Consider the following 19,577-nt stretch of genomic DNA (forward strand, 5'->3'; position numbering starts at 1 on the left):
ATGCCCCTTGGTATGGCCAATAGCAAGATTGTGTTGCCTTTCAAAGCAAAGGGTCATGAAATATTTGAGCATTTATTGGAAAGGACTCTTATGAATCGCACAGTTTTGATCTTGGTGGCAGCGAGTCTAACGACTCAGATTTCATTCGCCGCAAAACCTTCTTCTGAAATTCCGGAAAAGCGCGAATTTCCCCTTAATAAATCCGTGAACGCCTGCGAAAATTTCGAGGCTTATGTTTGCGACAACGTAAAGGCTTCCTTCCAACTTCGCTCGGATCGCAGCTCGCACACATTTGCTTTCAACGATTCTGCGGAAAGAATCCTGAATATAAAAAAGAAGTACATGGCGGAACTTCCGACCGCCAAGAATCTGAACGAGCGCACTGAACAGCTGCGTGATTTTTATATGTCGTGCATGGATAAAAAAGCCCGCAGCAACTCTGAAAAGAGCATGGCCAAGCGCGAGCTTAAAGAAATGCAGGATATCGACTCTGTGGATGCGTTGGTTACTTACCTGAATCAGGAACAAACCAAAGGGATGACCGCAAGCCTGGGTCGCATGTGGTCCAATAACGATCCCGATGATTCCAGCAAGTTTAATATCGTGATGTTCGGAAACCTAATGGGTCTTCCTGATCAAAAATATTATGATCAGCCTGAAGTGGTCGCTGACTACCAAAAACTTCTGACGGCATTCTTTAAAAACATCGATCCTAAAGGCAAGGACGGTAAAGCTGAGGCCCGCGCCAAAGCTATCGTAGAACTTGAAAAAGACTACGCAAAAATTTATCCAACTCCCGCTGTGCGCCGCCAGCGCTTCAGCGAACGACATAGCAGCACTCAGGACGAAACCATCAAAAAGTATCCGAACCTGAAGCTGGAAATGCTTTTCAAGAAGGCTCCTAAAACCGCTTTGGTCTTTAATCCGTTCTTTGAGGGAACTGATTTTATGAACGCGGAACTTCCAAAACGTCCTTTATCAGTTTGGAAAGATCTGGCGTTAAAACAGAACATCTATCCGATCATGGATGATGCTTATCCAAAATTCTACGAACAGCGTTTTGCATTTAACAGAAAACACTTCGGTGGCCCGGAAAAGCGCGCGGACCGTCAGGAACGTTGCACTGAAGAAGTGATGAGCAACTTCGATAAGGAACTTGATGCGGCTTTGATTGATCAGGTTTTCCCGAACTTTGACGAAGCCAAAGTTCAAGCCCTGGCTGATAAAATCCGCGCAAGCATCCTGGAAGGACTTGAAGATAACAAATGGCTTTCCAGCAGTGCACGCAAAGCTGCGATCAAAAAAATCAAAACAGCGCGCTTGCAGCTGGTTAAACCCCATGGCGACAAAGAGTGGGACTTCCTGCCTGTTCGTAAATATACAAAAACAGATATGATGGTGAATGAGCGCCTGTTGGGAGAAGCGCAGTATTCAAAAATGCTGCACGAAATGAAGGAGCCCGCGAACCGTGACTCATGGGAAATGGGTCCTTTGACTGTGAACGCTTACTACAGTCCTCCAGACAACAAGTTCGTACTGCCAATCGGTATCCTGCAGTATCCGTTTTATGATAAAGACGGAACTCAAATTGAAAATCTTGGCGCAGTTGGTGCAGTTATCGGCCACGAACTGGGTCACGGTATTGATGACCAAGGTTCAAAATACGATGACAAAGGTGCTTTGAAACCGTGGATGGGCGAAAAAGACCTGGCTGATTTCACTCAACGGGGATCGCGCTTGGTAGAACAATTCAACAAGATTGGCCATGATGGCAAATTAACTTTGGGTGAAAACGTTGCTGACCTTGTGGGACTTACTTTTGCCTACAATGCCGCATTCCCGGATGGCAAAGGCAGCATCGAGGACAAACAGAAGTTTTTTGTCGGATACGGCCGTGTTTGGTGCACAGTGATTCGCCCTGACTACGCTAAACTTCTGTTAAAGACCGACCCGCACTCTTCAGGAATTGCGCGCATTAACGAACAGGTAAAACAACAGCCAGCCTTTGCAGAGGCCTTCCAATGCAAACCAGGCGATAAAATGACCCTACCTGAGTCCGAACGAGTTAAAATCTGGTAGCCTCATAGGCCCGAATCCTACGCCCCTTGTCGAGGAAAACCCCAATTTTCCTCATATGTCAGGGGGCATCTCTTGAAGGTCTCCCCTCCGACTGGTACTATAGTACTCTTGGCTCCAGGAGGGCTTTTACAATGACAGTGAAAATACACGATTTCACCTCAAAAACCAGCAACCCCAACTTTGACGATGTTCACGACATTGCTCCCACTGAACTTCATCAAAACATGTCGACCATCAAGATGATCGATGTTCGTCAACCTGACGAATACACGGGCGAGCTTGGCCATGTTCCGGGCGCAGAGTTATTGGTGCTAGATACTTTGCCGGACCATTTGGAAAACCTTCCAAAAGACCAAACTATAGTTTTCATCTGTCGCAGCGGAGCCCGTTCGGCTCGCGCCACTGCTTTTGCAAAGATGAATGGATTCACACACGTTTTTAATATGCTAGGCGGAATGATTCATTGGAATGAATTACAACTGCCTGTTGAAAGATAAGATATGCCAGGAAAAGTATTTGTTAACAGAACTTTGAATCTTAAAAAGATTCGCTACATCGGTGTCGATATGGACCATACTCTGGTTCGCTATAACTCCGAAAACTTCGAAAGACTTTCTCACACCACAATGATCGACAAATTGGTCAAACGTGGTTACCCGGAAACTTTGCGCAAACTGACGTTTGATTATAACTTCGCGATCCGCGGACTTGTGATCGACCGTAAGATGGGAAATCTTTTGAAACTAAACCGCTACACGGCCATCCGTGCGAGCTACCATGGTTTGAAACCACTTGATTTCAAAACTCATCAAAAACTTTATAAGTCGACTTACATCGATCTTTCCAACACGGACTATTTGGCCGTGGATACTTCGTTCTCCATTTCTTTGGCGAACCTGATCGGTCAGATCGTTGAGTTGAAAGACACGGACACAGCCCACAAGTATCCAGAATATGTTCAGATTGCTGACGACGTTTTGGATGCTTTGGATGAAGCACATCGTGACGGTTCCTTGAAAGATGAAGTTAAAAAGAATCTGGATCATTATATTATTAAAGATCCGGGATTGGTTGCGGGACTTGAAAAATTCCGTCGCCACGGTAAAAAGATTTTCGTTTTGACGAACTCTGACTACCACTACACGAAATTGTTGCTGGATTACGCAGTTCAACCATTCCTTAAGGAATATAAGTCGTGGGCTGATTTGTTTGAGTTCGTGATTACTTTCGCTTCCAAGCCTAAGTACTTCTATGAAAACCAAAAGTACCTTCGCGTGAACCCAGCAGATGGTTCCATGACGAACATGGAAGGTAAACTGACTCCGGGTATTTACCAGGGTGGTAATGCCAAGAAGTTCACTGCCGATCTTGATTTGAACGGTGATGATATTCTTTATATCGGTGACCATATCTACGGCGACATCCTTCGTTTGAAAAAGGACTGTAACTGGAGAACCGCAATGGTGATCGAGGAGCTGGACACTGAAGTTGATAACAACAAAAAAGCGGAACCTATCAACACAGAGATTGAAACTCTGATGAAGAAAAAAGAACCACTTGAGGACGAGCTGACAGAAATCATGACTCGCAAAATTGAAAAGGTGGGCGAGCTGAATGAATCGCAAATCGAAACTCTGCAAAAATCCATTTCAGAGATCGATGCGCAGATCAGCTCCCACATCAAAAAACAACAGGCGCTGTACAACGGCAACTGGGGTCAATTGATGAGAGCCGGCAACGAGGAAAGCTATTTCGCTTACCAGTTGGACCGCTATGCTTGTGTTTATATGGAAAAATTGGCGGATCTTTTGGAGCTATCTCCAAGAACTTACTTCCGCGCACCACGCAGACCTTTAGCCCATGAGATTTACTAACATGAATAAAACGAATGCACTGTGGATTTTAGGATTGGTGATCGTAGCCGTTGTGGCTTTTAACTTTGGCAAACGCTCTGTGCGCTGCGAAACGAAGTCCGCGGCAGACGCCGCTGCTGCCTGTGGGGCTCCGGTTCCTCCGGCATTCCCTGGGAACTTGCCGCCACCTCCGCCGCCTTCTGAACCAAATACTTCACATCAATAAAAATAAAAAACCGGGTTCTAGGACCCGGTTTTTTTATTTTATTTAGAAGCCAGAGTTGTGATCAACGAGTTCGAAATGCAGAACCTTTTCCAGGTTTTTAGCGTCATTACGTTTTACATAGAAATGAAGTTCAAAAACTTGTTCTTTGCCGGAGCAACTATAAATAACATTGGCTTCATAGTTACCCTTGCTGTCAGGCTTAGAAGCTTCTACCGAATCTTCGTTACAGAACACACGGCGTTCGTTTTCGTAATCAGTAACATAGTCTTCGATTGTAAATGCAGAAGCTGCATTTGCACACAATAGGGTCGCGATAACGATCATTGCTTTTTTCATAAAATCTCCTGAATTAGTTATTCTCGATTCGTCGCAATAGTAACCGAACTCCCATTTTCCTTGGGAAAAAAATGGAAATTTAGGGATAGAAGTGTTTCGGGAACCCTAAAAACAGGTCTGCGCTTGAAGTTCAATTGTCAGAATTATGTGGTCGTCTACTCTTTAGACAGCTTCCCATCACTCCGTGACCGGGACAGTTTGCGTGGAAAAGAAATATAGTTCCGCATCCTCTTTGCTATCAACATTCTTGTAAAGTGCTTCCAACTGCACGCTGAAGCTAAGAATCGCTTGAGCAAAGGATCTGAATTCCTTCTTGGGAATTTTAAAGCAGTGGGATGTCAGCAGGTGATATGGAGCCTCCGGGCGCATGCACGACATACCCTTTTCAAATATCTCCCTTTGGGACTCCTTATAGGCCGAAACAAGCTGGTTCATCAACGCTTCACTCTTGTGTCCGTCCATCTGATAGGAGTTCACCTTGCTGACCATCACACCCTCTTCAACTGTGATAACCTGAGCGATCTGTAAATCGCTAAAACACTGGCGAACCCGGGTTACAGGCAGCTTTAGGGAGTGTGCGATATCTTTGATTTGCGTCTTTAGATCCGTTCCTACTTCGGAAAGATTAAAAATGGCATCGTGGTGCCAGTGACCGACCTGGAGATATGTTTGCGCCGGTATCCTTGTTACTTCCAGATCAGTATAAAAATCCTGACTTAGGGACTTCAGAACACGGCTGCGAAAACTTCCTTTGGACTCTTCTTTCTTTAAGCGCGCCAAAATCCGCTTTTCCTCTGCTGCGGGCAATTCCAGCTTGGGGAAAATCTGCAAAGCACTTCGATAGGTTAATTCACGCTTTTCAGTCATTAACTGAGAAAGATGCCCCGGGGAAATCCCCAAGGCCTTGGCAAATGCGCGAAGCGAATATGCAGGGTTTTTCTTTTTGCGGCGGTTGTATTCAGTCAAAAGAATGTTCATTCCGTTAACTTTAGCAAACACTTGGTTAACTGGGACCTGTTTTTAAGGGCACGGAAACACTTTAATTCAAAATAGTGCCTTTATTCTCACAAAGCCTCAGGAATCGGATAGAATCACCGCGAAGACGCTTACTAATAACGAAAGGTTTTTATGAAGTACTTTGTGTTGCCTCTAATCACGTTACTTTCCTTATCCGCATATGCCGCTGACTATGATGAAGTGGCTGCAACTCTTCCTGGTCGTTCATTTGAGATCGATATCGGCCGCAGCTCCCTGCAAATGTCTTTTGGAAATGATCAAACGATGACTGTGACTTCTGAAAAATGGGGTGACTGCACAGGAAAAATGAAAGTGGTACCTGGTGACAGTGCAAATGGCGTTATCATTATGGACAATGGCGGCCTGTTTTGCAGTAAAGTTGAATCACTTCCGAAATACATCATGTTCCAATTGGAAGTACCGAATACTTTTGATGGGAATTCCAAAGGTAATTTGAATCTTTACTTCAAAGGTAAATGGATTGTTTCGAACAAGACAGTTTCAATCTCTGAAAAATAAGAAAATAGCATAAGCAGAAATAAAAAACCGGGTTCAAAGACCCGGTTTTTTTTATTTAATCGATGATTGTTAGCTCTTTAAGTTTCGTTTTGATGTCCGTTAATTTTGAGTTACGTCCCGACTGGAACAAGTATTCCACCCCGAGTTTGATATTTTTCACATCTTCCTCTGTCAGCATTTTCTTACGTCTCTTTTCTGAATTGTCAGCGCCAATCGCCACACACTCCGGCAGATTTGCCAATTCAGGATTTTTGCAGGTGTTCTTGGGAAGTGGTCTTCTGGGATTTGCCACGGCCATAATTTCAGAACCTCCCAAACCTTCAACGGCTTCTGTCGCATCTTCAGTATCAGACTCAAAGCCTTTCAACAGACCTTTGGTTTCCAGGCGCATAGTTGTAACCAGCATTGTCAGCAGAATTTTTGCGCGATCCTCGGTCAGGTAAGAACCGTAAGTGGTTTTATCGATCCATAATTTGGATGGTGCGATCCATGCGATATCCATCTCTTCAGAGCGCAGGGTGAAATAGAATTCATTCGGCACGGGCTTCTTATACAGCGACATGGTTTTCCAGGCGCGAGTCTTAATCAGACTGGTCAGCCCCAGGCCGTTCTTTTCCTGCTGAGTGATGTTGGCAACAATAGGATCCACATAGATGCGGTAGGCATCGTCATCGCGGAAATCAAAGTCTTTGGCTTGAATGGAAGACTCTTTTAGAGCTTTTTCGGTGGTTTTACGGTTGCGCCCGTTCTCGATACGAATCGGAGACGCCTTTTGACTAGAGTCTATACACCCAGCCACAAATTGTAAGCAAAACAGGGCACCAATAACGGGCAGAACCATCTTCTTCATTTTAAGCTCCCAAGTTTTTAATCCACCCAGGAGCTTACAAACTCTATGCCGCCCTAATTAGTCAGGATTTATGGCACTGGTGCTGGCTCGTTGCCGCCTTCAAACAGGGGATAAAGAACGTTTACAGTCATGTTCTTTTGAGTGATTACGCACTCTTGAGAGATGATTTTGTAGCGCTCAATCGGGAAGTGATAACCATGTACTACCCAACCCCAGCCAGTCCAATCGACATAACGACGATAGCCAGTACCGATTCTTTCGCGAACCTCGCGAGTTTCGAAATGGTAAGTCAAAAGAGGGAAGCGGATTTTAACCACGCCGTTAGCTTCCATTTTCATTTCAGCTTTTTCGTCAAACACACAGCCGTAAAGACCGTCTACACTGCGCACGCGGCCTTTAACTGTTTCACCCACTTTGACTTCATGATTTTTTGGCATTTTGAAATCAAAGAACCAATTTACCGCTGCACCATTTGCGTAAAAGCTTGTCGTGTTCATGGTCACAGAACCATCGAACTCGATCAAATCAGCCTGAGCTGTACGGCTTTTATTTTCGTAAGTGCCTTCAAAAATATTTGCGATGGATACTGCGGGCGCCAAGGCCATCAACAATACGATTAATTTCTTCACGAAAACTCCCCTAGTTTCGGTTAAATAAAATCAAATAATCTTTCGGACCTGTTTGCTCCAACATCGTGGAGTACTTGTTCGGTTCCAATTTTTTACGATAGGTTCTGCGAGCAGTGTGGCGGATCATGCAACCAAATGCACTGGTTCCTGCCGGATCCACGGCTCCCCCGTCAAAACATTTCGGTTCAAAATGCTGTTCCTGTTCACGGGTCACAGGAAACGTGCTGATACTTAAACTGGTCACATCCAATTGGTATTCGTTCTTAAGCTTCCACACAGGATTTGCTTCCAAAAGTTGCGACGCATAGATATTAGGAACAATGACTGCCACACGCAAACCTTCGGCGCGGGCTTTTTTAATTCCCTCCACCAAGCGTGGCATTTCGTCTTTCACCGGAATATAAACGGCTTCACGGAATAATTCGACATAAGGAAGCATCGGCTCCACGATAATCACGTCGTACTTGGAATCCGTCCCTTGAGTTTTTTCGATGAAGCCCTTTAGAAGCTCCATCTCTTCAATTTTATTTGGAGTCACACCCAGAATAAGTACAGGAGCACCTTTGATCTCGGCCTGCAGATTTGCAAGAACCAGATCACCCATTTCCTCGGGTTGAGAAACGTGAGTAAATCCGATTTTAGTCACTGTTTCAGGACCCACATTAAATTTCATGGTGGCGAAGATACCAAGGGCAATAAGGGCGACCGCGCCAATCCAATACAAGTGCTTCATAGGACTATCGGCGTACCACCCCTGACCCATCATGGCAAGGCTCGTTGTATTCTGTTAGAATTGTGCTAAGTTGCGAACATTACAGAGGACCCGATCCTAATAAGACAGGTACCTACAAAATTATGGCGACGTTAAAGAATTCTTCGATCTCTTTCCTTTTAATTGGCTCTGGCCGCGTTGCCCGCCATATTGCTCACTATTTTCATCTGTCAAATATCAGTTTTCAGACTTGGGACCGCTCTCAAGATCCTCATGCATTGCGCGTTAAAATCGCGGCAGCGACTCATATTTTGTTGGCAATCAGCGACAGTGCACTGCAGGGGTTTTATCGCCAGCACTTACTGGGTCACGACGATAAAGTCGTCGTGCATTTTTCAGGAGCCCATACTTTTGAGGGCATGATCGCTGCTCATCCATTGATGACCTTTGGAGAGGAGCTGTACACGCTGGAGTTTTATCGCCAGATTCACTTCACTCTGACCGGCGCAACCAGTCTGGATGAAGCTTTGCCGGGACTCACAAACTCTTACTCCTGGCTGCCCTCGGCGCAAAAAGCGCTTTATCATTCGTATTGTGTGATGGGTGGAAATTTTGTGACTTTGTTGATTGCCAAGATGCTTTCTGGTTTTGCAACAATGAAAATCCCCGCAGAGGCGGCTCACCTGTACGTGCAAAAGGTTGTGGAAAACACCTTTGCCAATCCTGAAACTGCACTGACAGGTCCATTGGTTCGCAAAGATGTTGAAACCGTGAAGGCAAATCTTAAAGCTCTTGAAAATGATCCTGCTTTGAAAATTTACGAAGCATTTCTTGAAACCTACTGGCCGGAATACCCGCGAAAGTGAGGGACTAATCCATGAAATCCATCCTCGACTTCCAGGAAAGGAAAAATAAAAAGCAAAAGATCTCGATGATCACTTGCTATGACTACACTTTCGCTACCATCGTCGCTGACAGCAACATTGATTGCATTCTGGTGGGTGACTCGCTGGCAAATACTATGCACGGCTTTCCCACGACACTTTCTGCGACTGTGAATATGATGGCTTTGCATACCGCAGCTGTTGTTCGCGGTGCGGGAGCAAAGAAATTCGTTATTGCTGACTTCCCGTTCATGGCGAATCGCAAAGGCCTGACAGCCACGATGACTGCTGCAGAAAAAATCATGCGCGCGGGCGCTCACGCTTTAAAACTCGAAGGCGGCGACGAATTCACTTATAAAGTCGTCACTCACCTGGTGAATTCTGGCGTGCCGATCATGGGTCATTTGGGATTGACTCCGCAATCCGTAAATCAACTGGGCGGATTCAAGGTTCAAGGGCGGGATGAAAAAGCCCAGGCTAAAATCAAAGAGCAAGCATTGCGCTTGCAGGATGCCGGCGCATTCTGCGTGGTGCTTGAGTGCGTGCCTTCGAAACTGGCTTCTGAAATCACGGCATCCCTGGATATTCCTACGATTGGCATCGGCGCTGGTCCCGATACAGACGGACAGGTTTTGGTTCTGCAGGACATGCTCGGCATGAATCCAGGATTTAAACCTAAATTTGTAAAAACTTATTTCAATGGCTTTGAGGCGATCAAAGAAGTTTTCAATACCTACCACTCTGAAGTAGAGGCTGTGGACTTCCCGACGGAGAAAGAGAGCTACTCTTGATTCAAGTTCTGCGCACTCCGGCTGAATTCAAAGCCTGGAGAAAAAATCAGAAAGGCAGCGTTGGTTTTGTACCGACGATGGGTGCTTTGCACTCGGGCCATGAAGAACTGATGAAGAATGCCCGTCGTGAAAACGATGTGGTGGTGCTTTCTATTTTTGTGAATCCCACACAGTTCAATGATCCAAAAGATTTTGAAAAGTATCCCTTAACCTGGGACCAGGATCTGGCTGTTGCTGAACACAATAAAGTCGACGCTATTTTTTACCCTCGATATCCAGATATGTATCCAGACGAGTATCGCTATAAGGTTTCTGAAAACAGCTATTCGAAACTTTTGGATGGGGCTCACCGTCCGGGCCACTTTGATGGTGTGCTATCGGTGGTGATGAAACTTTTCAATATTGTATCTCCGGATAAAGCCTATTTCGGCGAAAAAGATTTCCAGCAGCTTTCTTTGATCAAAGGCATGGCTGAAGCTTTCTTTATGAATGTGCAAATCGTCCCTGTCGCGACTGTTCGTGAGAATGATGGCCTGGCAAAGAGTTCGCGCAATCTGCTTTTGACTAAGGAAGATCGCGAGAAAGCGCCGTTGATTTATAAAACTATCACCACCGCAAAATCTGCAGAGGAAGCCTCTCGGGTTTTAAACTCCGCAGGATTTGACGTGGATTATGTGACCGATGTCGAAGGCCGCCGTTTTGTGGCTGCTCGCTTGGGCGCAGTGAGGTTGATTGACAATGTCCAAATCTAAAGTGCTTTTTATGATGACCGGATCCATTGCGTGCTACAAGGCATGCCACGTGGTTTCGCGTTTGGTGCAAGCAGGTTGTGAAGTTCAAGTGGTCATGACTCCGGCAGCTTTAAAGTTTGTCGGTAACTCCACCTTGGAAGGCTTAACCGGCAAGCCGGTTGTCAGCGACATGTATTCGCAAGGCAATGTGATGGATCACATCCACCTTATGCGTTGGGCTGATTTGATTTTGGTGGCTCCTGCCACTGCGAATTTTATCAATAAAGCGGCGCAAGGAATTGGCGACGATCTGGTTTCCACATTGTTCCTGGCCCATGACTTTAAAAAACCATTCTTATTGGCACCGGCGATGAATACTTCCATGTATTTGCATCCGGTGACACAAAAGTCTTTAGCTTCACTGAAATCCTATGGAATTGAAATTTTGGATTCTGCCTCTGGGATCTTGGCGTGCGGTGAAGAAGGTTACGGAAAACTTCTGGATCCTGACGAGATTTTGAAAATCACCTTGGCGCACTTGCATAAACCAGAGATGGACGCTGAAAACTCGGCTCAGGCAGTGGCTCCCCGCTCTTCAGAACTTTCCAAAATCAAAGTTTTGGTCACTGCAGGCGGTACCCAAGAACCGATCGACACTGTTCGCACAATCACGAACTTAAGCTCTGGCCGAACGGGCATTTCTTTGGCTGAGTACTTAAGCCAAATGGGCTTTGAGGTTACTTTGCTTCAGGCCCATGGCACCGCCAAAGCCGAACACGTGAATCACCGCGATTACTTTACGAGCTTTGCCTCTTTAGATACACAGTTGAAAAAGTATCTGTCCGAACAGGAATTCACTCATGTAATTCATGCGGCAGCGGTCAGCGACTACTCGGTTGATTCCATTGAAGTCGATGGCAAACACTATCGCCCGTTGGAAGTTAAAAAAGTAAGCTCTGATGCTGAAGGCATGAATGTTCACTTAAAGCGCAACCACAAGATCGTGGATCGCTTAAAAGAATATTCTAAAAACAAAGAAATCAAAGTAGTGGCCTTTAAACTTACCAGCCACGCAACGGATGAACAAAAAAAGGCTGCGGTTGAAAAGCTCTTTAAGGGCTCGCATGCTGACTTCATCGTTCACAATGACTTAACCGATATTGATATTGTTAAACGCACTCACAAGTTCACCCTGTATAACCACCACAGCTTTATCGCTTGTGAAAATCTGGATCAGCTGACCAGTGAACTGATCCGTGTGATGTTACCAAAGGAAAATCTATGATCCTATGCCTTGATGTGGGTAATACCCAAATCTTTGCCGGGCTTTTCGATAAGGACAAGATGGTCTTGTCCTTCCGCAAGAACTCCAAAAGCGGAGCTTCTTCGGATGAAACCGGTATTTTTCTGCGCACGGCAATCCGTGAAAACGGTTTTGACCCGTCTCAGGTAAAACAAATTGCCATCTGCTCGGTGGTGCCAGAGGTGGTCTATTCGCTTCGCGGTGCTTGCATGAAGTACTTCAATATCAATCCATTCATCCTGCAAGCCGGGGTTAAAACCGGTTTACGCGTGAAGTACCGCAATCCTTCTGAAGTGGGCGCGGATCGCATTGCGAACTCCATCGCTGGCACTCATCTGTACCCGAATAAGAATTTGATCATCGTTGACCTTGGAACCGCGACGACTTTCTGTGCAGTATCCAAAGAAAAAGACTATCTGGGTGGTTCTATCGTGGCAGGCCTTCGCCTGTGCATGGAAGCACTGGAAAGCAAAACTGCGAAACTGCCTTCAGTTGAAATCGTGTCGATGCATGAAGCCCTGGGGCGCACGACGATTGAAAGTATTCAATCGGGTCTGTACTACGGTCATCTGGGTACGATGAAGGAAATCATTTCCCGCGTAACCCGCGAGTGCTTCCCGGATGAAAAGCCGTTTGTGATTGGCACCGGCGGATTCTCGTCCCTGTTTGAAAAAGAAAAAGTATTTGATGCTATTATCCCTGACTTGGTTTTGAAAGGTATGCTGATCTCGCTTCAGCAAAACGCTTAGAGGTTATTTATGAATATTTCATTGCTTAGAACAAAAATTCACCGCGCGACTGTCACTGAATCTGATTTGAACTACGAAGGCTCAATCAGCATCTGTCCTGATCTGATCAAAGCCTCGGGCCTGGTTATGAATGAGCGAGTTGATATCTATAACTGCAACAACGGCGCAAGATTCTCGACATATGTGATCTTGGGCGACAAAGGCGACATCTGCCTAAACGGCGCAGCTGCCCGCCACGTACAAAAAGGTGACTTGGTAATCATCTGCTCATACTGCGGAATGGACATGGAAGAAGCTAAAAAATTCCAACCCAAAGTTGTCTTCGTCGACGAAAAGAACCGCGTAAAAGAAAAACGCGCCGAATCCCACAAGAATAACAAAAAGAAAAAGAAGTAAGCTCATACAAAAAATCCCGGGTTTCATCCCGGGATTTCTTTTTATTTCCTCATTAGATTCACCGAAAACGGCGAAGACGTCGTTCCTTCAGAAGCGAAGTACTTACACGAGAATCGAATCTGATTGAAGCTGATGCTAAGTCTTGCCTTCTTATTGCAGACAGGATTGTCATAGACGACCATCTCGGCCACCACGCTTTCATCACGCTGCCCACTTCCGACATCTACTGATCTTATGATCTGCATCGTGGACTTTCTGTCTGGAGTAGCCTCGCCACAGTTATTGGGTTCTGCAATGACCAGTTTCAGTCTAAGAACTGATTTAAAGTCTTCCTGAAAATAGATCGACCCATCCATAGGATTGTTGCCGATACTGGTTTCATAGGACATCAGATCTTCTTTTTGAAATAAGCGTGCACCTAAGATCTGGGCACCGAACTGGGCGTTGCCATTCGAAGCCTCACACTCAAAAAGATCCCGGATTCCAAATTGGGAACCGATCTTTCCTTTGCGCTTCGCTACACTGACAAGTCCAGAGGCCACCGCATCCAAAAGCTCTCTTCCGGAACTAAATGGCCCAATGGCTTCATTATCCGAAACCGGTTTTCCATTTAACAACGCTTTATGCTCAAATTCGTGCGCAATTAAAAATAGAACCTGAACCGGGGCCATCGTGCGCACAGAGTCCCTGTGAAACTCAATAACTCCATCAGGCCCTAACATCGTGCGCGCAGCCACAGTCATCGCTTTGCCATCAGGGCCTTTAACATACAGAGGCTCTTCTCTTAAAACGAACTCCGTCGCCTTTTGCCCTAAGCTTAAACGCAGAATTTGTGGCGCCACTTCCATGAAAAAATTCTGGCAGTAAGAAATCTGTTCCGCATTTAATCTTGTGGATTCGCAGAACTTGCTTCTTTCCTCAGGTTCATTCAGCACGAACTTCATCGTTGCGTTCATGGATTCGCGGGCAGCACGTAAAAATTCAAAAATGGGATCTCCACCATTTCCAACAACTGTTCCTGAAGCATTGGCTTGAGGTCCGAGAAGGATGAAAACGACAGCGATCGCACATTTGATCAAATCAAGTCTCTGATTCTTCATAGATCGCTCCTACGGGGGTTAGATGAATGGCCACTTGAACCAGGGAATCTTTCCCTTGAGGGTTCTTTTCGATAAAGTCCAACAACTGCTGTTGAAACGAATCGACAAGTCCACGCAGCTCATCCATTTTGTTTTTATCCACAGAAACCAGGACAGTTGAAGACTTGCGACGATGTGACGGCAATGCCGAGATTCCTCGTTGTGCAATATCCAGGGCCTTCTTATGGAAGGATCGAATATTGTCATTTGGAATTTCATTGGTTGTCGTGACCGTGTGATCTTCGGGTACTATTTTTCCTTCGGGCGTTCTGCGCCAGAATCCTTCACGAATTAGGAAATCCACGGATTTCTTAATTTTATCCGGTGTCGCAATTCCTGAAAGCATGCGATGCAGATGCTGTGGTTCCGGCGAAAAGCCCTTGATGTTCACCAAATCTTTAACGTAGGGATGAATCCAGTCTGAAAGAATGTGATTCTTAGCCTCACGCTTGGATGACTCTTTCTGCTCCGGTGCGTTCGCAACGACTTTCAGAACATTTCCCAATAATTGCTTATCAAGATAGTCCTGTTCAATCTTTGTCAGTTTAAAAACCAATGCGAGACATGGCAAATTATCGCGGGTCACCTGGCGATGACCATTGATAATTTGCGACACCAGTGTCTGCGACAAACCACCCGTTCTTTGGGTTCTTTGTCTTAGACTGAAAGAGCCGGTTTTCTTGTAGTACTCGAATAGTGCGCGAAGAAACTTTGCGGGTGTCCCGTAATCAAAGACCACGGGACGAACAAGTTCAACCGAACCTAGTTTTTGAGAACTCACTTATAAGTTCCCAAGAATTTACAGTCGATAATAACTTTGGCAAGTTTCTTGCCTTCTTTGGTTCTCAGTTCTGCCCACGCAGGCCCCAACTCAGAATCGTTAAATCTAGCTAAGCCATCAATCATTGGTGTCGACTTCCATCCATTAACCGGATCAAACGGAGGAGTTTTTACGCAAGCAGCCTGACCAGGATCGAATGGACATGGACGCCCATCTTCGGATTTAGCGCAGTAACCTGCAGAAATCGCAGTACACGTTGTTTGACGAGCCTCGAGCTCAGTGGATCCTGGAATTTCGCGAATCGCATGACTGTAGTATAGTCTTAAGTTTACTTCTGTCGTTCCATGTGTCGCATCCAACTTAATATTAATGCTTGTGTTAGCGATGGTTTCATCCCATGGCTGATTCGTTCCGCCAGAAGCCGGCAATCTGACTAAGGAAAAATCCTGTTTTTGTTCAGACTTTGCACCGCTCACCTCATCAATTATAGTTGCCGTGCAAGTAAATTGATCCGTAACTACCGCGTGCGATGTTGTCGCTAGCAAGGAAAGTAAAGAAGCTATTAAAAGGTGTTTCATTTTGTTCTCCCAAAATTGTTTGATTCAAAAACGATTTCGACGTCGATGAAGAAACTATTGCAGGATAATCTGACTTAGCCAAGAGGGGCCTGTCATCAAAATGATTGCATATGTAATCACTGCGGCAACCCCCTAAAATGCGGGAATTGACACAGGGAGCGAGTTTTAAGGGAGTTTTGAGACTTAGTCGATGGCTTCGACTTCGATACCAGCGGCCAAAAGCATCTCGGCCAGAACACCGTTGCCTTCTTTGAGATTGCCGCTGTAGGTACCATCATAGATTCGGCCGCAGCCGCACATTGGGGATTTGGATTTTAGCATCGCTTCTTTCACACCGAACTTCAGCGCGATTTCCAAAGCTTTTTCAGCGCCGCATTTGTACTCGGCCGTCACGTCCTTGCCGTTCTTATCGATGACCTTGTCACCGATACGTTCCGCAGGCGTGCGTGGAGTGGAAAGACCGCCCATTTCTTCAGGGCAAACGGCAATCGTCATCCCTTCCTCGTGGAGGACGGTGACTTCTTCGCGCAGCTGATGTTTTCCATCATAGCGGCACGGTTTTCCGATTAGGCAGGCTGATACCAGGATCTTTCCTTCGCTCATAATTTAGAGGTTATAGCATATGAACAGGACCAACGCAGCCTTAGTATATAAAGTTCAGGACTGTCCAAAGATTTGCCACCTATAGAACGTTGATTATTAAGAGACCTTCTTTTTCGGAATCGCGTTTTCACTACCCACTATGTTGCCAATCTTAATCTGCGGCACCACCTTCAAAATCATGGCAAGTGTCTTCAACTCTGGATTTGCTCTTTTCGGGTCCTCAAGACGCTGATAGTTCGAAAGAGTCTTAATCCCCAAAAGCTGCATCATTTGTCCCTGAGTCATACTCAGACTTAAGCGAGACTGACGAAGATGCATCGCAAATGCAACTCCTGGCTCAACACCAACCGCCACGATGTTTTTACCTGTGTTTTTTTTGGGAGCTGGAAATACCAGCATCGAGCTATCGTTCTCAGCTAAATAGAGGTTTAGAGCTTCACCCATATTCTGCTCTAATTCCGACATCGTATCCCCTTGAGTTCTACAGCCCTCAAGCTCAATACATTCAGCGGAGAATCCAGATTTCTCTTTGTGAATTTTAAAATGATATTCCATTATCCATCAATACCACTTTTAAGTGGTATTGTCACCTCTTAAAAGTGGTATGGTAATTCAACAAAAAACCAACCTATTGAAATTTGAGCTTCCAAACAAGGTCCTGAAAATATTTGGAAAAATCCATAATTCGGACACGAATGTCGTACCTCACACTGCATGACTACTAGCCCTACAAAAAGGGAACTGTTACCTTCGGGGCATGGGAATTACGTTATTGCAGTTACAGGATGGGCATAAGGCCTTTGGTGCTAAGGTTCTTTTTGATCAGGCTACTTTCGCGATCAATGAGGGCGAGCATGTGGGGGTTATTGGGCCTAATGGAGCTGGCAAAACGACCTTGTTTAAAATTTTGGTGGATCAAGAGCATCTGGATTCTGGCATTGTGACTAAGTCTCAGCAGTTGAGACTTGGCTATTTGGAGCAAGAATCTGATTGGAATATTTCCGAGAAGGTTGAAGAGTACCTGGAAAAAAGCTGCATCACTCCTTTGTGGGAGCTGAAGCAATTCGGATTAAAGCTAGGCCTTACTGAGCGTCACTTTCAATCGCACTTAAAAGAGCTTAGCGGTGGCTTCCGCATGCGCGTGAAGCTTTTGTACCTGATTGGTCAAGAGCCAAACTTGTTGTTGCTGGATGAGCCTACCAACTTTTTGGATCTGGAAACCTTGCTGGTGCTGGAAAGCTTCCTGCAAGAGTACAAAGGTGCCTTCCTGTTGATTTCCCATGATCGCGAGTTTTTACGTCGTGTCACAGATCACATTCTGGAAGTTGAAGCTGGCGACATCGTGAAGTTCGCCGGAAACCTGGACGATTACTTTGAACAAAAGGCGATGCTTGCTGAACTTTTGCAAAAACAAGCAATGAGCCAAGCTGCCAAGAAAAAATCCATCATGGACTTCGTCACCCGCTTTGGTGCGAAAGCCACGAAAGCCCGTCAGGCACAGTCTCGCTTGAAGGCTTTGGAAAAAATGGAGACGATTGAACTTAAAGCGGCACCGACTCATTCAACGATTCACATTCCTCCGGCAAGCCCGACTGGAAAAATGATTTTGGAAATTGAGGACGCGGATTGCGGATACGGCGATAAAGTGATTCTAAAGAATGTCACGGTTCGTCTGGAGCGCGGCAATCACTTGGGGATCGTGGGACTAAACGGTGCCGGAAAATCAACACTGCTTAAATCTCTGGGCGAGCAAATTCCTTTGCTGCGTGGTTCGATCAAATGGGGCCACCAAGTGAGTTTGTCGTATTTTGCGCAACACACTCCAGAAGCTTTAAACCCCGAGCACACTGTTTTGGAAGCCCTTGCATCCCTGGCCCACAAAGACGTGATCCAACAGGATGTTTTGAATATTGCCGGCAGCTTGCTGTTCAGCGGAGACGCGGTTCACAAGAAAGTCAAAGTTCTGTCTGGCGGAGAAAAATCCCGTGTGGCCCTGGGGCAGATTCTTTTGCAGAAATCTCCGTTACTGCTGCTGGATGAGCCGACGAATCACTTGGACTTCGATACAGTGGAAGCATTGACGTCCGCACTTGAACGCTACGAAGGAACTATCGTCACCGTCAGCCATGATCGTGGATTCATCGGTCGTGTCGCGAACAAAATTCTGGAAGTGAATCACGGATTGCTGACCATGTATCCGGGAACCTACGACGAATACGTCTGGAGCTTACAAAAGGGATTCCTATCTGAACGAGTGATGAACCCTCAGGATGTCAATCGCACAAATTCGGGGAACATCTCCACAGAGCCTGCAAAGTTTAACTACAAAGAAGAGCGCAAAAAAATTGAGACGCAAATCAAAAAGGCGCAAAAACTTATCGAAGACACAGATAAGCGCTTGGCTGTTTTAGCAAAAAAGCGCGATGATATGAATGAACAGCTTATTTCTGGAACCTCTGCAAATACTGCGGGTTTGGCTAAAGACCTTCACGATGTCAGCGGTCAGATTGAAGACTTGGAAACCCAAATGCTGCAGGCAATGGAAGACCAGCACAATGCTGAACAGGAACTAAAGAACCTTATAGGATAATTTATGAAAATTCTTATTTCTTTGCTTTCAATCACTGTTTTACTTTCCGGCTGCGCAAGCCAGCTTAAAAAAGAATGCGAAAACACCAATTGGTTTCAGCACGGTGAAAGCGTAGCAATGCGTGGTGAGTGGTTATCATCAGATCCAAAGATTCTCTCATGCCGAAAAGAAGAGGCCGAAATCAGCGAATCCCAGGCAGACCAAGGGTTCAAAAGTGGTCGCATCAAGTACTGCACCAAGGAAAATTCTTATCTTGTTGGCAAAACGGGTGATCCCTTCGTACCTCAATTCTGCGAAGGCTCTGATGTAAAAACTCTGACTTCCAATCACACTAAAGGCATCCGTGACTATTGCGCAAAAAACAACGGCTTCACTGCCGGGGCTTCAGGTAAAAAATATCGCAATCTTTGCCCAACTGATTTGGAATCAGGCTTTTTGCCAGAATATAAGAAGGGCCGTCTAAGATACGTGGAAGCACAGATCAAGAATGCCGAAGACCGCCGCCGCGAACTGGACTACAAAATGCGCCTGGCAATGATGGAACTTTCCTCAGCGGAAAGCAAAGTTAGCAATCTTCGTGGCCAGATGTCTTCTCTGGAAGCGCAGAGAATCTTTGCTAATAGCGACAACAATGAATCAATGAAGAATGACATCAACAATCGCATCAGCAGTCTTGACTCAGATATTCGCCGTGCAGAGTGGTCCGTGAACGATGCCCAACGTGCAAAAAATAACATTCAAGGCGAGATGGATCGATTATCAAAAGAAATCAGCGACTACCGCACCGAAATGGCGGGACTATAATTGAACT

At 45.7% G+C, this 19,577-nt stretch carries 23 protein-coding genes; 13 read left to right on the forward strand and 10 right to left on the reverse strand.

Translation table 11 applies throughout. The features are described from left to right. Positions 1-90 precede the first annotated feature (90 nt). The 4 genes from ACLVWU_RS16945 to ACLVWU_RS16960 all read left to right on the forward strand — a co-directional run bounded on the left by ACLVWU_RS16945 (position 91) and on the right by ACLVWU_RS16960 (position 4,158). Positions 91-2,079, forward strand: coding sequence for a M13 family metallopeptidase (locus tag ACLVWU_RS16945; protein WP_413576073.1), 1,989 nt, complete (start codon positions 91-93; stop codon positions 2,077-2,079). Positions 2,080-2,210: 131 nt separating this feature from the next. Next, a complete protein-coding gene (locus ACLVWU_RS16950; RefSeq protein ID WP_413576074.1) occupies positions 2,211-2,576 on the forward strand; it encodes a rhodanese-like domain-containing protein in 366 nt (121 codons plus the stop codon). 3 nt (positions 2,577-2,579) lie between these two features. Next, entirely contained in the window at positions 2,580-3,953 is a 1,374-nt protein-coding gene (locus ACLVWU_RS16955; RefSeq protein ID WP_413576075.1) for an HAD-IG family 5'-nucleotidase, read from the forward strand. A gap of 1 nt (position 3,954) precedes the next feature. Further along, positions 3,955-4,158 carry a hypothetical protein gene (locus tag ACLVWU_RS16960; RefSeq protein WP_413576076.1) on the forward strand — a complete coding sequence of 68 codons (204 nt, stop codon included), beginning with the start codon at positions 3,955-3,957 and terminating at the stop codon, positions 4,156-4,158. A 42-nt stretch (positions 4,159-4,200) separates the two neighbouring features. On the opposite strand, the gene ACLVWU_RS16965 is transcribed toward ACLVWU_RS16960, so the two are convergent. Next, positions 4,201-4,494, reverse strand: a complete 294-nt coding sequence (locus tag ACLVWU_RS16965) for a hypothetical protein (RefSeq protein WP_413576077.1) — start codon at positions 4,492-4,494, stop codon at positions 4,201-4,203. A 177-nt stretch (positions 4,495-4,671) separates the two neighbouring features. After that, positions 4,672-5,472, reverse strand: a complete 801-nt coding sequence (locus tag ACLVWU_RS16970; protein ID WP_413576078.1) for a hypothetical protein — start codon at positions 5,470-5,472, stop codon at positions 4,672-4,674. A 150-nt stretch (positions 5,473-5,622) separates the two neighbouring features. On the opposite strand from ACLVWU_RS16970, the gene ACLVWU_RS16975 reads away from it, so the two are divergent. Beyond that, the gene (locus tag ACLVWU_RS16975) at positions 5,623-6,030 is read left to right on the forward strand and encodes a hypothetical protein (RefSeq protein ID WP_413576079.1); all 408 of its coding nucleotides are present in this window, start codon (positions 5,623-5,625) and stop codon (positions 6,028-6,030) included. Positions 6,031-6,085: 55 nt separating this feature from the next. Here the strand turns inward: ACLVWU_RS16975 and ACLVWU_RS16980 are convergent, their stop codons facing one another. The 3 genes from ACLVWU_RS16980 to ACLVWU_RS16990 form a co-directional block, all read right to left on the reverse strand. Further along, positions 6,086-6,880 (reverse strand): hypothetical protein, encoded by a 795-nt coding sequence (locus tag ACLVWU_RS16980; RefSeq protein WP_413576080.1) that lies wholly within the window; start codon positions 6,878-6,880, stop codon positions 6,086-6,088. Positions 6,881-6,948: 68 nt separating this feature from the next. Next, the gene (locus ACLVWU_RS16985) at positions 6,949-7,509 is read right to left on the reverse strand and encodes a hypothetical protein (RefSeq protein ID WP_413576081.1); all 561 of its coding nucleotides are present in this window, start codon (positions 7,507-7,509) and stop codon (positions 6,949-6,951) included. 10 nt (positions 7,510-7,519) lie between these two features. After that, the gene (locus ACLVWU_RS16990) at positions 7,520-8,242 is read right to left on the reverse strand and encodes a hypothetical protein (protein ID WP_413576082.1); all 723 of its coding nucleotides are present in this window, start codon (positions 8,240-8,242) and stop codon (positions 7,520-7,522) included. Between the two features lie 122 nt (positions 8,243-8,364). On the opposite strand from ACLVWU_RS16990, the gene ACLVWU_RS16995 reads away from it, so the two are divergent. The 6 genes from ACLVWU_RS16995 to panD are packed head-to-tail and all read left to right on the forward strand — an operon-like array spanning position 8,365 to position 13,075. Beyond that, entirely contained in the window at positions 8,365-9,087 is a 723-nt protein-coding gene (locus tag ACLVWU_RS16995) for a DUF2520 domain-containing protein (protein WP_413576083.1), read from the forward strand. A gap of 11 nt (positions 9,088-9,098) precedes the next feature. Further along, positions 9,099-9,896 (forward strand): 3-methyl-2-oxobutanoate hydroxymethyltransferase, encoded by a 798-nt coding sequence (panB, locus tag ACLVWU_RS17000; RefSeq protein ID WP_413576084.1) that lies wholly within the window; start codon positions 9,099-9,101, stop codon positions 9,894-9,896. Continuing rightward, on the forward strand, positions 9,893-10,648 hold the full coding sequence (panC, locus tag ACLVWU_RS17005; RefSeq protein ID WP_413576085.1) for a pantoate--beta-alanine ligase: 756 nt from the start codon (positions 9,893-9,895) through the stop codon (positions 10,646-10,648). Before panB ends, panC begins: the two co-directional genes overlap by 4 nt. Then, a complete protein-coding gene (coaBC, locus tag ACLVWU_RS17010; protein WP_413576086.1) occupies positions 10,635-11,912 on the forward strand; it encodes a bifunctional phosphopantothenoylcysteine decarboxylase/phosphopantothenate--cysteine ligase CoaBC in 1,278 nt (425 codons plus the stop codon). The genes panC and coaBC overlap by 14 nt, the downstream gene beginning before the upstream one ends. Then, the gene (locus tag ACLVWU_RS17015; protein ID WP_413576087.1) at positions 11,909-12,679 is read left to right on the forward strand and encodes a type III pantothenate kinase; all 771 of its coding nucleotides are present in this window, start codon (positions 11,909-11,911) and stop codon (positions 12,677-12,679) included. Before coaBC ends, ACLVWU_RS17015 begins: the two co-directional genes overlap by 4 nt. Before the next feature lie 9 nt (positions 12,680-12,688). Next, positions 12,689-13,075, forward strand: coding sequence for an aspartate 1-decarboxylase (gene panD, locus ACLVWU_RS17020; RefSeq protein ID WP_413576088.1), 387 nt, complete (start codon positions 12,689-12,691; stop codon positions 13,073-13,075). Positions 13,076-13,116: 41 nt separating this feature from the next. On the opposite strand, the gene ACLVWU_RS17025 is transcribed toward panD, so the two are convergent. From ACLVWU_RS17025 to ACLVWU_RS17045, 5 genes are all read right to left on the reverse strand, one after another. Then, positions 13,117-14,175, reverse strand: a complete 1,059-nt coding sequence (locus ACLVWU_RS17025) for a hypothetical protein (RefSeq protein WP_413576089.1) — start codon at positions 14,173-14,175, stop codon at positions 13,117-13,119. Beyond that, on the reverse strand, positions 14,156-14,995 hold the full coding sequence (locus tag ACLVWU_RS17030) for a TIGR02147 family protein (RefSeq protein ID WP_413576090.1): 840 nt from the start codon (positions 14,993-14,995) through the stop codon (positions 14,156-14,158). The genes ACLVWU_RS17025 and ACLVWU_RS17030 overlap by 20 nt, the downstream gene beginning before the upstream one ends. Then, positions 14,992-15,573: a hypothetical protein gene (locus ACLVWU_RS17035; protein ID WP_413576091.1), complete on the reverse strand. Its 582-nt coding sequence runs from the start codon at positions 15,571-15,573 to the stop codon at positions 14,992-14,994. Before ACLVWU_RS17035 ends, ACLVWU_RS17030 begins: the two co-directional genes overlap by 4 nt. Before the next feature lie 183 nt (positions 15,574-15,756). Continuing rightward, the gene (locus ACLVWU_RS17040; RefSeq protein WP_413576092.1) at positions 15,757-16,176 is read right to left on the reverse strand and encodes a DUF523 domain-containing protein; all 420 of its coding nucleotides are present in this window, start codon (positions 16,174-16,176) and stop codon (positions 15,757-15,759) included. A 96-nt stretch (positions 16,177-16,272) separates the two neighbouring features. Beyond that, positions 16,273-16,731: a type II toxin-antitoxin system HicB family antitoxin gene (locus tag ACLVWU_RS17045; protein WP_413576093.1), complete on the reverse strand. Its 459-nt coding sequence runs from the start codon at positions 16,729-16,731 to the stop codon at positions 16,273-16,275. A 202-nt stretch (positions 16,732-16,933) separates the two neighbouring features. Between ACLVWU_RS17045 and ACLVWU_RS17050 the strand changes: the two genes are divergently transcribed. Together ACLVWU_RS17050 and ACLVWU_RS17055 are read left to right on the forward strand one after the other, a co-directional pair. Then, a complete protein-coding gene (locus ACLVWU_RS17050; RefSeq protein ID WP_413576094.1) occupies positions 16,934-18,766 on the forward strand; it encodes an ATP-binding cassette domain-containing protein in 1,833 nt (610 codons plus the stop codon). Positions 18,767-18,769: 3 nt separating this feature from the next. Next, a complete protein-coding gene (locus ACLVWU_RS17055; RefSeq protein ID WP_413576095.1) occupies positions 18,770-19,570 on the forward strand; it encodes a DUF2799 domain-containing protein in 801 nt (266 codons plus the stop codon). Positions 19,571-19,577: the final 7 nt, after the last annotated feature.

The organism is Bdellovibrio sp. HCB290, from assembly GCF_047305925.1.
Classification (GTDB): domain Bacteria; phylum Bdellovibrionota; class Bdellovibrionia; order Bdellovibrionales; family Bdellovibrionaceae; genus Bdellovibrio.